Below are 13,704 nucleotides of genomic sequence, written 5' to 3' on the forward strand. Positions count from 1 at the left end.
AAAATGAATCTCTAGTGAACATCTTCTATTGGTTCTGATCTCGATCAAAATTTATTGGTGTTCTCTTGTTCATCTTTAATAAATAATAACTTGTCGCGACAATTACTAGGAAAACAACACCAACGATTAAGGATATCCGCGTATTAGAATTGAACCACATGCCAACCAAAACCATTAACAGGAATGCAATTGTTATATAATTACTATAAGGGGCAAAAGGCATTTTGAACGGATGACTGCCCAATTCAGCAGCCCTTATTTTCCGAAATCGAAGTTCACTAATTAATAGAACGAACCATGGAATCATTCCAGGTAGAACACTTGAACTATACACATAAAGAAATAATTGTTTTGGTGCAAGATAATTTAAGACAATCCCAAGAGCTAATCCGATGAGAACTGCAATCGTACAATAGGCGGGTATACCATTTTTAGATACCTTTGCAAAAATTTTAGGTGCTTGTCCATCTAGTGCTAATGTATAAAGCATCCTACCGGCACTAAATATCCCGCTATTACACCCAGACATCGCTGCAGTAATCACAACGAAGTTAATTATTCCGGCAGCGGCAGTAATCCCTACTTTGGCAAAGGTAGAAACAAACGGACTACCTACAGCATTAAGTTGATCCCAAGGATAAACGGTTACGATAATAAAAATGGCACCAATGTAAAAAATTAATATACGCCAAATAATTGTTTTAATCGCCTTCGTTAACGTTTGTGTCGGGTTCTTTGCCTCACCTGCAGTAATGCCAATTAATTCAACCCCCTGATAAGACGCAACGACAAGGGAAAGGGCAAAGAAGAAGCCTTTCAAACCACCCGCAAAAAATCCCCCATTTTTCCAAAGGTTTGATAAGCCAATTGCATGACCTCCATTTCCTAATCCAAAAAAGATCAGTCCAAGTCCCGCAATAATCATCAGAACAATTGTTACTATTTTTATTAGTGCAAACCAAAATTCAAATTCCCCAAATGATTTTACAGATATAAGATTGGCGGCTCCAAGAATGACCAATGCAACGACACCGGGTATCCAAGCAGGCAGATCCGGAAACCAATATTTCATATACATCCCTACAGCAATAATCTCGGACATGCCGACAATAACCCATTGGAACCAGTAGCTCCATGCTGTTATATAACCTGCAAGTGGATGGATATAATTGCGCGCAAAGGTTGCAAACGAACCCGTACTAGGTTCTAAATAGAGCATTTCACCCATAGAGCGCATAATAAAAAAGATAAACAGACCCGCAATAGCATATGCTAGCATGATAGACGGACCTGTCCATTTGATCGTACTAGCTGATCCCATAAATAACCCTACTCCGATGGTACCTCCTAAAGCAATCATCTGAATATGGCGTGACTTGAGACCCCTATTTAATTCTTTGTTTGACATAATAATCTCCTCCAGATGCTAGGTCCTACGGAAAAATTATTTCTTATTTTATAATAATATTTTTTTGTAAATACTCAAAATAAATTACGAATAATTTCAGAAACAACACTTACCATATCATTATAATTCGTAAATGAAATTATGAAGGAATTCAATTACTTACTGAAATAGTAATTATACTAATAAAATATTTATTGTAAGTATATTAATCTTCGAAGTTCTTGATTTTATGTGTATGCCAAGGAATCAAGAAAGAAGGTTTACGACGGTAGTCGATGTTCGAAAATATTTGTAAAGGAAATAACCCACAGAGGATTTTCTGTAGGCCATTTTTATTATTGCATCATCATTGGTTTAAATGAAGCAAATTTAATATATCTTTAGGATGTTCAAGAATATAATCAGCATTCTGAAATCCTTTTATTGTTTTTGCCCCCCATAACGCAAGGCCAAAATCTACACCCGCAGATTTGGCACACTCCATATCATAAATAGAATCCCCAATAAATATGGCCTCATGTGAGCTACAGCCTAATTGTTCGATACCTTTTTCCAATGGCTCGGGATGTGGTTTATGTTTTACCGTATCACTGGCGCAAACAACGGAATCAAATAAATGATCGATATTTAGTAAATAAAAGCTATTGTTCATTTCTTCAATCGTTTGGGATGTTACAATTCCTGTTTTAGGAAGTTGAGATACGACATCTATCATTCCTTCAAAAATCGGAACATTCCTCATAAGAGGCTTTTCTTTTTCCATCCACGTTTCAAGTGTCGTAGGTATATCAGCTATATTTAATACTTCTAATGTTGTAAGTCCCGGAATGCCTAAGGAAAAACGGAGCTCATCCAGACTTTTTTCGATCCCTTGCTCTTTTAAAGTCGATTGCAGTGCTGAAAGTCCAATCATTTCAGAGTCGATAATCGTTCCATCTAAATCAAAAATAAACGTACTGTACACCTAAATCATCCTCCATATTTATCTGTTTAGAATATGGTAAAAGATGAAATGGATTTCAGGTCAATACTTAAATGGAAGAACGTTCGATAATTTTATAAGGAATTTCTATGTTTCTTCTTGATTTCTGTACTGTTAATTCAAATGCTTGTTCTCCGACTTTTATTAATTGATGATCTACAGAAGATAGATCAAGTGCTACCCCAATGGGTTGATTTTCTTGTCCTAAAATGGCTAGATCATTAGGTATATTCATATTTTTGGAACGCGCATACTTATAAATCCCTCCTGCTACTTCATCCCCGTTGGCATATATCGCCGTCGGCTTTGTTTTGACAGCCCGGCCAAATAATTGTTCTCCCGCATAATAACCATCCTCAAATCGAAAACAATTGGGAAGATAATACTCATCTGGAAGGCCCCCAAACACTCTTTTGTATGCAGCAATTGTTTGCTCCGTGCTGATACTCTCAGTACCTCTAGCAGTTGTAAAGGCTACCTTCTCATGTCCTTTATCTTTAAGATATTGAAAAGCATCGACATAGGAAGAGAATCTATCAATGTATGCACATCCAATTTCGGAATGAGTGGTGTATTCACATGAAACGATTGAACCATATTCTGTATAAGGAATGATGGTCTCCCAACTATTTGCTCTAGAAGTGATAATAATACCATCAAGCCATTTATTTTTGAGCATTGAAAGGTATTCAAGCTCTTTTTCTTTACTGTATTTCGTAGCAAGAACCGTTATCGAGTAATCTTTTTCCACAGATTTATTTATTACTCCATGTAACATTTGATCGAACGCCTGATTATTGTTATAGGGAATGATTACTCCAATCATTTTTGTTTCCCCTCTAATTAAATCAACAGCATTTTTGTTCGGGGTATAATTCATTTCCTTTATAACTTTCTGAACGATTTTTCTTTTATCTTCGGAAACATATTTATGATTGTTTAATACTCTTGATACAGTGGATACCGATACCCCTGCTATCCTCGCTATATCGCTAATATTGGTCACAAATCTCACCCTCTAGCAGTTCAATTATCTCTTTAATACTTCTAACACCAAGATTCCCATTCCTTCGTTGTCTAATCGCCACCGATTCATTTTTCATTTCCTTATCACCAATAACAAGCATATAAGGTATCTTTTGCTTTTCTGACTCTCTAATTTTCAATCCCATTTTTTCGTCTCTATCATCAACTTCCACTCGAAAACCTGCTGATTCTAGTTGAAGTTTTATATTCTTCGCATAATCTACATGGGATGCAGCAATGGGGATGATTTTTGCTTGAACAGGTGATAACCAAAGTGGAAAATCGCCTGCGAAATGTTCAATTAAAATCGCCATAAACCGTTCGACTGAACCAAATATTGCTCGGTGGATCATCACTGGTCGGTGAAATTGACCGTCTTCCCCAACATAGGAGCAATTGAACTTTTCAGGCATTAGGAAATCTAATTGAACTGTTCCACACTGCCAGCTTCTACCTAAAGAATCTAGAATGTGAAAATCAATTTTTGGACCATAAAATGCTCCATCACCATGGTTGACTTGATATGCAATAGCTTTCTTTTTTAATACAGATTCTAATGCAGCTTCAGCATCATCCCAAATCTCTTTGGAGCCCATAAATTCTTCCGGGCGTGTAGATAGCTCTACCTTGTACTCAAACCCAAAATGTGTATAGAATTCTGCAATTAACTCTAATACCTTTTCAATTTCAGCTTCAATTTGGTCTTCCCTAACAAATAGATGTGCATCATCCTGAGTAAATGATCTAACTCTAAGCAGTCCATTTAACGACCCCGACAATTCATGACGATGAACTAATCCAAGTTCTGCGTATCGAACCGGTAATTCCCTATAACTTCTTCTCTTATTATTAAAAATTAAGATAGCACCGGGACAATTCATCGGCTTTATTGCATAATTTTGCTGATCTACATTGGAAAAATACATATTTTCGTGATAGTGATCCCAGTGACCCGATTGCTCCCAAAGTTCCTGCTTCATCATAATCGGAGTTTTAATTTCTTGATAGCCCGCTTTAACATGCTTTTCTCTCCAGTAATTTTCCAGTTCATTTCTTATCACCATTCCTTTAGGTAAGAAAAACGGCATCCCTGGTGCTTCTTCCATTGAGGCAAATAGCTCTAATTCTTGGCCTAATTTTCGATGATTTCTTTTTTCTACTTCCATTTCGTTTAACATAATTGATTCCTCCTAGAATATTTTTTACAAAAGTTAAGAAAAGAGTCTAAAAAAAAACGCACCCATCCCATAGAAGGGACGAGTGCGGTCGTGGTGCCACCCTAGTTTCCACAATGCACAGACCTCGTACATTATGCTCAGGAAAGATAACGGTTTTTGCCGATTATAGTTAATCTGTTTCTACATTTCCCTATAATTGCTCCAAGGTGGTAAACTACTCTCTTTTCTTCAGGGCTTTCAGCCAATGACCCTGTTCTCTGATTAAGAAAAACGAGAATAATTCATGTCCTTTTCATCGCGATTAGTATTAAATTTATAAATAAAAAACGCACTCATCCCATAGAAGGGACGAGTGCGATCGTGGTGCCACCCTAATTTCACAATGCACATACTTCGTACATTATGCTCAGGAAAGATAACGGTTTTACCGATTATAGTTAATTTGTTTACTACATTTCCCTATAATGCTCATAGGTGGTAAACTACTCCCTTATCTTCAGGGCTCTCAGCCAATGACCCTGTTCTCTAATAAGATTAACAAGAATAATTCATGTCCTAATCGACGCTTTCAATTTATATTGAAATGAATTTTAACATCGATATTTGAAAAATGCAAGGGTTTTTTCTAAAATATTCAAATTCCTTTTTTACTTAGGAAACTTATTCGTCTCAATTCTGTATAAATCCTTTCGGCGATCCCGTAATTGTCTAACGGAGCCACTATTGCGCGAACGCCTTAGTTTCTCAAGATCCACATCTCCAACAACAACTGTGTCCACATTGGGGTCACACTCCCCAACTATCCCATCCCTCGCGAAACCAAAATCAGACGGAGAAAAAATACCTGATTGTGCATATTGAATATCCATATTCTCAACATGTGTTAAGTTGCCGACAGTACCTGCAATACATGTATAAACCTGATTTTCTATCGCCCTTGCCTGTGCACAGTAGCGAACACGAAGATATCCTTGACGATCCTCTGTACAAAACGGAACAAAAATAATATTTGCTCCTTTATCAACGGCAATACGGGCAAGTTCCGGGAACTCAACATCGTAACATATTTGAATCGCAATTTTTCCGCAATCCGTGTCAAACACATTAATCTCATTACCCTCAGCTATTCCCCACCACTTTCGTTCATTCGGTGTGGCATGAATTTTTGATTGATTTTCAATTGTTCCATCACGGCGGAATAAATAAGCAACATTATAAATATCTCCATCCCTTTCAACAAAATGGGATCCTCCAACAATATTCACGTTATAGCGCACAGCTAACTCTGTAAATAACTCAATATACGAATCGGTATAGGTTGCTAATCGTCGAACAGCTTGGTCCGGACGTTTTTCTTCTAGAAACGACATCAACTGGGTTGTAAATAATTCAGGAAAAACAGCAAAATCCGAGCCAAAATCAGCCGCAACATCCACATAGTATTCAACTTGTCGTGTAAAGTCCTCAAATGAATCAATTTTCTTCATCATGTATTGGATGGAACAAATTCTTATAGGAAATGATGCCCGATACACTCTTTTCGTCTTAGGTAAATAATCGATATTATTCCATTCCATCAGTGTTGCAAAAGCAGCAGATGCCTTATCATCCGGAAGATACCTTGTATTTATCCGTTTAATTTTGAATCCTTCAAGAAGCTGAAACGAAAGTACCGGATCGTATATACTATGCTTTTCAACCTCCGTCACATACTCTCGTGGGGTCATCTCGGCCTTATATTTATAATAATTTGGAATTCGCCCGCCAATGATAATGCTTTGCAGATTTAACTTTCGTGCGAGCTCCTTCCTTGCTTCATACAAACGATGTCCAAATTTCATCCTGCGATATTCCGGGTCAACCATCACTTCAATTCCATAAAGATTAAATCCATCCGGATCATGATTCGTAATATATCCATTATCAGTAATGGTATTCCATGTGTGTTGATCTTCGTACTCATCAAAATTTACGATAAGACTAGAGCATGTACCGACAATTTTGTCCTCGTATTCCACACAAAACTGCCCTTCTGGAAACGTTTGAATATGGCTTTCTAATTGCTCCCGCTTCCATGGTTCCATTCCGGGAAAGCAACGCTTCCACAAGTCCATGATGTCATCAATATCCTCTATCTCTATATTCCTAACGATAATTTTCTTTTCATATTTCGACATATCTGTTTCTGTCACGTTCTCACACCCCTAACAAAATCTTTTATCATTTTATTTGGATTTACTCCACACACTTCCTACGGTTATCATACCCTCTTATATAATGTTTTAACTTCCATTCAAATTTTTTTAAGGCACTTTGGACAATGGACCCTTTTACCGTCCTGCCACGTTTATTCCATTACCTAGAGGGTAGTTGAAAATTAGGAGTTCAAGTTTCTTAACTAGTATAGGAGGCTAATAATGGAAAATAAGAAAACAAATCAATTAAAGAAATATGCAATCAATAATGAAAAAAAGGCAGGTTTAACTACTAATCAAGGATTAAAAATGTCTGAGGATGAATTTTCTTTAAAAAACGGTTTAAGAGGCCCTACCTTGATGGAAGATTTTCATTTCAAAGAAAAAATGACCCATTTCGACCATGAACGAATTCCTGAGCGTGTCGTTCATGCACGAGGAGTTGGTGCACACGGAATCTTCCAACTATATGAATCTTTAGAGAGCTTTACTAAGGCCGATTTCTTAACAGATCCAACAAAAATCACCCCAGTATTTGTTCGTTTTTCTACTGTTCAGGGTTTTAGAGGATCGAGCGATACCGTCCGTGATGTGCGCGGCTTTGCAACAAAATTTTACACGGATGAAGGCAATTTCGATTTAGTCGGAAATAATATGCCGGTGTTCTTTATCCAAGATGCGATTAAATTCCCTGATTTTGTCCATGCTGTTAAACCCGAACCACATAATGAAATCCCTCAAGGTGCCAGTGCACACGATACGTTTTGGGACTTTATCGGTCAAAATCATGAATCAGCACATATGATCATGTGGCATATGAGCGATCGCGCCATCCCCCGAAGCTTGCGTATGATGGAGGGATTTGGCGTACATACCTTCCGCCTTGTGAATGCTGAAGGAGAAGCGCATTTTGTAAAATTCCATTGGAAACCAGCATTAGGTGTACATTCTCTAGTGTGGGATGAAGCGCAAAAGATAGCTGGAAAGAACCCCGACTTTCATCGTCAAGATTTATATGAGGCCATTGATAAAGGAGATTTCCCTGAATGGGAACTAGGAATACAATTTATTCGGGAAGAGGATGAACATACATTTGATTTTGATATTTTAGATCCAACGAAATTATGGCCAGAAGAAGAGGTTCCAGTGAAAAACGTTGGGAAAATGACTTTAAATCAAAATGTTGATAACTTCTTTGCAGAAACGGAACAAGTCGCTTTTCACCCTGGTCATGTTGTGCCTGGTTTCGATTTTTCCAATGATCCTTTACTTCAAGGTCGTTTGTTTTCCTATACCGATACACAACTATCAAGATTAGGGGGTCCTAACTTCCACCAGATTCCAATTAATCAACCAGTATGTCCCTTTCATAATAATCAGCGAGATGGAATGCATCAAATGACGATCCATCATGGTCAAACAAGCTATCATCGAAATGGCTTAAATGCTAATCAACCCCAACCCGTTCCTGTTGAAAAGGGTGGTTATGAGCATTATCAGGAAAAAGTGGAAGGAAACAAAATTAGAGGTCGCAGTGATAGCTTTTTAGACTTCTACTCACAAGCAAAGTTATTTTACAATAGTCTTGCTCCTTATGAACAACGTCATGTAAAAAATGCATTTAGTTTTGAATTAGGCAAATGTAAATGTGATATGGTCAAATATAACGCAGTTGATCTTATCAATCATATTGATCGACAATTGGCAAAAGAAGTTGCCGAAAATATCGGGACATTGTTACCTGAACAAAATCTAGAAGTAAATACTACGAAAAAGTCCCCAGCCTTAAGCATGGCAAACACCATAAGTAAGCCCGATACAAAGTCAGTTGCCGTTCTATTAAATGGGAAACCTAATGAAGCGCAGCTTTCGGATTGGATTAAAACGTTTGTGCAGAATAAAGTGAATTATAGTATCGTTGATAAAAGAGCTTATCAGTTAAACGGCATGCTAAAAGTGACGGATACGTATGATACTGCAGATCCCACTCTTTTTGATGCAGTATTAGTAATTAGCAGCCAATCAATTATTGATGCACCCGTTTTGGAATTTATTGAAACGACATATAAACATTGTAAGCCTTTAGGTTTAGCTCTCGATGTTCATCAATCTATAGAAAAGAGCCGCATTGATATAAATGCCTCTGGCGTGTACGATTTATCCGTATCTAATCTACAATTATTTATTGAAGGGATCGCCCAAGGCCGATTCTGGGATCGATACTAGGCTAGATTCAATGGACAGTGGACCAGGTCCACTGTCCATTACAGTGTCTGCAGACTTTCTATTGGCTGCTCTATTGTAATGTTCTCGGGTTGATTCGAGAGAATTAATTGGAAAGACCCCTTAGTAGTATGGATATTTACAACAAATATATCTCCGGAAACTGTTGCCCTTCCATTTATTTGTTGAGGTTTCATTTCTAACTCGACTCCCCAATTTGACATATTGACGAGATAAATCCCATTATGCAGATTCAAAAATTCACTGACAGATGCTCTCGCCATTTCATCCACTTCATGTAATTCTTCCTCCGCATGCTTTGAAGCTATATGGAGAAATGCTTTCTCATCAGCATTAATAGCTGTAAAGAATGGCACTTCACCTAAAATTTCTTGATGAACTAACCAATCTCCAACAATAACTTCTTTTTCGGCTACCTCTATATATACTTGATCATCGATAAACCGTATCATATTTTTCATAAAAAGCGAGAGATATCTTCCGAATACTGCTTCTTTCTCAGAGTCATTAACTAGAATATTTTCAACCAATGTTTCGATACTTCCATTCTTTACTGCCTCAAACTGCTCATCTGAAAGGCTGTTCTCATTCTTATAATCATTTAAAGCCTTGCCGAATTGTTCAATCGTCATATATTCACGGTCAACGAGTGCTTGAGCTAGAAATAAATGCTTTTGTTTTTGATTAGATACCAGTAGTTCGACCTGTTCATTGGTTAAGTAACCAAGATCTACCGCGATTTCACCAAATCGTTTATCCAACTGTTTTTGTTTCTCATGAACTACTCCAACCTGCAGCGGAGTCATAAACCCCTCATCAACAGCCATAACTCCAAATTTCACATGAACGGATTTCTGAAGTTCCAATGCATCTGTAAGTTGTTCTTTTGTAATTAATCCACGATTTAATAAGTAATGGCCGAAATATTGACTAAACATTTACGCTTCCCTCCTTCAAAACCTTTTCGACTACATTCGTAACTGCCTCAAGCGTAATCGGTTTCTGAATAAAATCATATGCCCCAAATTCCAGTGCCTTTTTAAGATGCTGATTTGTCCCAACAGATGAAGCCATAACTACTTTCGCTTTTGAATTAACTTCCATGATTTCTTTTAATGCTTCAATTCCATCTTTATCAGGCATAACGATATCCATAAATACTAAATCGGGGTTATGAGCTTTTACTATTTCAACGGCCATATTTCCGTTTTCAGCCTCAAGTACTTTCTCACATCTACATTTCTCTAAAATACCTCTTAATTTTTTTCGAATTAGTACAGAATCATCACAAATTAGGACTTTTAAATTATTTTCCATGTACTACAACTCCTTAATCTAGAAAACGTTAATATTTTAATAGTTCTACAGACCTATTCGTTTTTCCTTTTGTTTTTTTCAGACGATTCTAATTTATTTACTTGCTACATTAAACTAAAAACAACATTATGATATGATAATGGTAAAAAGATAGGGTTTGGTGAACACATGATAGAGGATGTTCTAGAAATTATTGTCCGCTCTACAGAAATTGATGTGAATGGTCATGTTAACAATGCAAAGTATTTGGAATACTTGGAATGGGGCCGTGAAAATTGGTATGAAAACGCGGGGCTTCCTTATGATCGTTTTCTTGATATGGGAATACAAACAGTAACAGTTAACATAAACATTAATTATCGAAGAGAATGCAGACAAAATGACCAGCTTTCAATTCGAACACGCCCGGAGAAAGTTGGAAGAAGCAGTTATGTCTTACTGCAAGAAATTTATAATCAGCATGGGGAAAAGTGTGCAGATGCACTCGTAACAAGTGTTACCATGAATTCATTAACACGTAAAAGCTGTGATGTACCTGATGAATTACGCACACTATTTGAAGGACTCTAGTTCCGTTATCTGTGACAAAATGGATCAATTTCTTCTGTTCGAGGACATGGGTTCCGTTAAATGTAAAAAGTGCAGCGATTTCTTGTGCTTTTTTGCTTTTAGCTGGAATCAGTGTCCTCTTATTCCTTCAATTAAGGACATTTACTAATAATAACGGATCTATTGTCCACTCAACATTCGACACAACTTCCCTTTTTCGACTATTTTCACCTCTCAATCAAACGTTTGATTAAAAATCCATAAACTCGCTTCACCAATGCCTTAGTGCTTCGTTTTCCATAAAAAGTTTGTCAAACTAAAGGAGATGAAATAAGTAATGTCGAATAAATTAATCTGTAGTAGAAAGGGGTTAGACGGATGCTAAATACTAAAGAATTAGATGATATAAAAAAACTTCAACTCATATGTGAACAAGAGGAGAAGATCCAATTAAAATTAAATTGGGAAATGTTAAAATCTCGAAATGAGAAGGAAAAAACAGACTTTCTTTACTATGAAGACGACCAACTTATCGGTTTTTTAGGAGTATATGGATTTGGTAATAAAGTAGAAGTGTGCGGGATGATCCACCCAAATCATCGAAGAAAAGGAATATTTTCTAAGCTTTTCTCAAAAGCCATAAATGAAATTAAAAACCAAAACGTTAGTCAAATTCTATTAAATTCTCCTACCCGCTCTTTCTCGGGGAAAGAATGGCTAAAAACACTTCCTTGTCAATTTTCTTTCTCAGAACATCAAATGAAATGGACAGAAACGAATTTAGGTGAAGAGGAACATATTATGATTCGACCTACTACCCCTGATGATATTGAAACAGAAATTCAGCTAGATGTTCAATGTTTTGGTTTTTCTGAAGAGGAAGCGAAAGTTTATAATCAAAGAATAAAAAAGGAAAATGCCCAAGATTTCTTTATTATAGAAGAAAAGCAACAAAAAGTAGGGAAAATACGAATCCAACATATAAAAAAAGAAGCATGGATTTATGGTTTTGCGATTCTTCCAGAATATCAGGGACAAGGAATCGGAAGAAGAGCCATAAAGAAAATACTTAGACAAGAGCATCAAAATGGATTTGATATTTTTCTAGAAGTAGAATCAAAAAATGCCAATGCCTTAAAACTTTATGAGTCATGCGGCTTCAAAGCATACGATTCACAGGATTACTATGAATACAAATAACGGGACAGTGGATTCACTGTCCCTTGTCATTAATGTGCAGTATACCCGCCATCAACAAGTAAGGTTGTCCCGTTTACAAAACTAGATTCATCACTTGCTAAAAATAGAACTGCTTTAGCAACTTCCTCCGGTTTTCCTAATCTTCCTTGCGGATGAAGAGAAACTAAAAATTCTTTCTGCTCCGGATTTACCTCTGAAAGTAAAGGAGTATCTATATAGCCAGGGCAAACTGCATTTATACGAATTCCATCTTTTGCATAAGCAGTACATAAGTTTTGAGTTAGTAACTTCACGCCGCCTTTTGCAGAAGAATAGGCAGTTGGATTTGGTAACGAAACAAAGCTATGAATGGATCCTGCATTTACAATGACACCGCCGGTACCTTGTTTAAGAAACTGTTCAATAGAATATTTATCTGAAAGGAACACACCTGATAGGTTGATATCAATGGTTCTTTTCCATCTTTCATAAGATAATTCATGGGCTGGTGCATCATCAGCTATTCCCGCATTTGCATACATAATATCAAGTTTACCGTACTTGTTTACTGTTTCACTGATCATTTGTTTAATTTGCTCTTCATTGGTTACATCTGTTTTTACAAATAGGGTATCATGTCCATTTGCATTTAATTCTTCTGAAATATTTTTACCGCGCTCAGAAAAATCGGCAATAACTACTTTCGCACCTTCTTCTGCAAATAAACGAACCGTTGCTTCTCCTATTCCACTTGCTCCGCCAGTTACAATGGCTACTTTGTCTTTTAATCTCATGTTAAATCGCTCCTTTATGTTCAATTGATCCGATTATCTTGATGTCGCTCCACCATCTATAACAAATTCTGCACCTGTTGAATATGCTGATTCGTCAGAAGCTAAGAATAATACAGTATTAGCAACATCTTTCACGGAGCCAAGATGTCCTAATGGAAATAAACTTTTACCCAACTCTTCTTTTGAACTTCCCGAAACTTCGGATGCATAATCAGCCATTCCAGTATCAATATACCCTGGATGAATCGAATTAACTCGTACGCCATATGGAGCATATTCCATCGCAGCATCCTTTGTCATAATACGGACAGCACCTTTGCTCGCTCCATATAGAACATGTCCGGGTGCACCAGTTAGCCCCGCGATAGAGGAAGCATTGATAACCGATCCTTTATTTTGTTTCGCCATTAATGGCATAATATGTTTCATCCCTAAAAAAACACCAGTTACATTAATAGACATCAGACGATTCCAGTCTGCTAATTCAATTTCTGCTAATGGTTTAATAATATAAATTCCAGCATTATTAAAAAGAATATCCACTTTCCCAAATGTTTTTATCGTTTCATCTTCCACTTTTTTCCAATCATCTTCATTGCTCACATCATGTTGGATAAAAAGAGCCTCCCCGCCATTTTCTTGAATATCCTTAGCTGCTTGATTTCCGGATTCTTGATTAATATCCGTTATAACAATTTTTGCCCCTTCTTTAGCAAATAATAATGCGGTTTCTTTTCCAATTCCCGTTCCACCGCCAGTTATAATAGCCACCTTATTTTCAAGTCTCATGTTCATCACAAACCTTTCAATATGAATGCTGCGAACTAACGAC

12 protein-coding genes and 2 other annotated features are annotated in these 13,704 nt (G+C 36.9%); of the genes, 3 read left to right on the forward strand and 9 right to left on the reverse strand.

The genetic code is table 11. The features are described 5' to 3' along the window. Nucleotides 1-25 precede the first annotated feature (25 nt). The 5 genes from I5776_RS18540 to I5776_RS18560 form a co-directional block, all read right to left on the reverse strand. Nucleotides 26-1,408, reverse strand: a complete 1,383-nt coding sequence (locus I5776_RS18540; protein WP_202778016.1) for an amino acid permease — start codon at nucleotides 1,406-1,408, stop codon at nucleotides 26-28. A 346-nt stretch (nucleotides 1,409-1,754) separates the two neighbouring features. Then, a complete protein-coding gene (locus I5776_RS18545; RefSeq protein ID WP_202778017.1) occupies nucleotides 1,755-2,372 on the reverse strand; it encodes an HAD family hydrolase in 618 nt (205 codons plus the stop codon). 67 nt (nucleotides 2,373-2,439) lie between these two features. Further along, nucleotides 2,440-3,396 (reverse strand): LacI family DNA-binding transcriptional regulator, encoded by a 957-nt coding sequence (locus I5776_RS18550; protein ID WP_202778018.1) that lies wholly within the window; start codon nucleotides 3,394-3,396, stop codon nucleotides 2,440-2,442. Then, nucleotides 3,383-4,594 (reverse strand): threonine--tRNA ligase, encoded by a 1,212-nt coding sequence (gene thrS, locus I5776_RS18555; protein WP_202778019.1) that lies wholly within the window; start codon nucleotides 4,592-4,594, stop codon nucleotides 3,383-3,385. The genes I5776_RS18550 and thrS overlap by 14 nt, the downstream gene beginning before the upstream one ends. A 71-nt stretch (nucleotides 4,595-4,665) precedes the next feature. Then, nucleotides 4,666-4,899 (reverse strand) — a binding site (T-box leader). A gap of 36 nt (nucleotides 4,900-4,935) precedes the next feature. Beyond that, nucleotides 4,936-5,166, reverse strand: a binding site (T-box leader). Between the two features lie 75 nt (nucleotides 5,167-5,241). Then, entirely contained in the window at nucleotides 5,242-6,771 is a 1,530-nt protein-coding gene (locus I5776_RS18560) for a GNAT family N-acetyltransferase (RefSeq protein ID WP_425490390.1), read from the reverse strand. A 240-nt stretch (nucleotides 6,772-7,011) separates the two neighbouring features. Between I5776_RS18560 and I5776_RS18565 the strand changes: the two genes are divergently transcribed. After that, nucleotides 7,012-9,015, forward strand: coding sequence for a catalase (locus I5776_RS18565; RefSeq protein WP_202778021.1), 2,004 nt, complete (start codon nucleotides 7,012-7,014; stop codon nucleotides 9,013-9,015). Between the two features lie 38 nt (nucleotides 9,016-9,053). Here I5776_RS18565 and I5776_RS18570 read toward each other — a convergent pair whose 3' ends face one another. After that, nucleotides 9,054-9,971 carry a cyclic di-GMP-binding domain-containing protein, MshE-related gene (locus I5776_RS18570; protein ID WP_202778022.1) on the reverse strand — a complete coding sequence of 306 codons (918 nt, stop codon included), beginning with the start codon at nucleotides 9,969-9,971 and terminating at the stop codon, nucleotides 9,054-9,056. After that, nucleotides 9,964-10,350: a response regulator gene (locus tag I5776_RS18575; protein ID WP_202778023.1), complete on the reverse strand. Its 387-nt coding sequence runs from the start codon at nucleotides 10,348-10,350 to the stop codon at nucleotides 9,964-9,966. The genes I5776_RS18570 and I5776_RS18575 overlap by 8 nt, the downstream gene beginning before the upstream one ends. Before the next feature lie 171 nt (nucleotides 10,351-10,521). On the opposite strand from I5776_RS18575, the gene I5776_RS18580 reads away from it, so the two are divergent. Next, the gene (locus I5776_RS18580) at nucleotides 10,522-10,920 is read left to right on the forward strand and encodes an acyl-CoA thioesterase (protein ID WP_202780859.1); all 399 of its coding nucleotides are present in this window, start codon (nucleotides 10,522-10,524) and stop codon (nucleotides 10,918-10,920) included. A gap of 357 nt (nucleotides 10,921-11,277) precedes the next feature. Then, on the forward strand, nucleotides 11,278-12,099 hold the full coding sequence (locus I5776_RS18585; RefSeq protein ID WP_202778024.1) for a GNAT family N-acetyltransferase: 822 nt from the start codon (nucleotides 11,278-11,280) through the stop codon (nucleotides 12,097-12,099). 29 nt (nucleotides 12,100-12,128) lie between these two features. On the opposite strand, the gene I5776_RS18590 is transcribed toward I5776_RS18585, so the two are convergent. Further along, the gene (locus I5776_RS18590) at nucleotides 12,129-12,872 is read right to left on the reverse strand and encodes an SDR family NAD(P)-dependent oxidoreductase (RefSeq protein ID WP_202778025.1); all 744 of its coding nucleotides are present in this window, start codon (nucleotides 12,870-12,872) and stop codon (nucleotides 12,129-12,131) included. Nucleotides 12,873-12,905: 33 nt separating this feature from the next. Then, nucleotides 12,906-13,661 carry an SDR family NAD(P)-dependent oxidoreductase gene (locus I5776_RS18595; RefSeq protein WP_202780860.1) on the reverse strand — a complete coding sequence of 252 codons (756 nt, stop codon included), beginning with the start codon at nucleotides 13,659-13,661 and terminating at the stop codon, nucleotides 12,906-12,908. Nucleotides 13,662-13,704: the final 43 nt, after the last annotated feature.

The sequence above is a fragment of the Heyndrickxia vini genome (assembly GCF_016772275.1).
Lineage (GTDB): Bacteria > Bacillota > Bacilli > Bacillales > Bacillaceae_C > Heyndrickxia > Heyndrickxia vini.

What these genes read in the sequence shown, in the direction of transcription:
- I5776_RS18590 (WP_202778025.1), bottom strand. Translation starts at nt 12,872, where the DNA reads ATGAGATTAAAAGACAAAGTAGCCATTGTAACTGGCGGAGCAAGTGGA.
- I5776_RS18585 (WP_202778024.1), top strand. Translation starts at nt 11,278, where the DNA reads ATGCTAAATACTAAAGAATTAGATGATATAAAAAAACTTCAACTCATA.
- I5776_RS18540 (WP_202778016.1), bottom strand. Translation starts at nt 1,408, where the DNA reads ATGTCAAACAAAGAATTAAATAGGGGTCTCAAGTCACGCCATATTCAG.
- I5776_RS18570 (WP_202778022.1), bottom strand. Translation starts at nt 9,971, where the DNA reads ATGTTTAGTCAATATTTCGGCCATTACTTATTAAATCGTGGATTAATT.
- thrS (WP_202778019.1), bottom strand. Translation starts at nt 4,594, where the DNA reads ATGTTAAACGAAATGGAAGTAGAAAAAAGAAATCATCGAAAATTAGGC.
- I5776_RS18575 (WP_202778023.1), bottom strand. Translation starts at nt 10,350, where the DNA reads ATGGAAAATAATTTAAAAGTCCTAATTTGTGATGATTCTGTACTAATT.
- I5776_RS18595 (WP_202780860.1), bottom strand. Translation starts at nt 13,661, where the DNA reads ATGAGACTTGAAAATAAGGTGGCTATTATAACTGGCGGTGGAACGGGA.
- I5776_RS18565 (WP_202778021.1), top strand. Translation starts at nt 7,012, where the DNA reads ATGGAAAATAAGAAAACAAATCAATTAAAGAAATATGCAATCAATAAT.
- I5776_RS18560 (WP_425490390.1), bottom strand. Translation starts at nt 6,771, where the DNA reads ATGTCGAAATATGAAAAGAAAATTATCGTTAGGAATATAGAGATAGAG.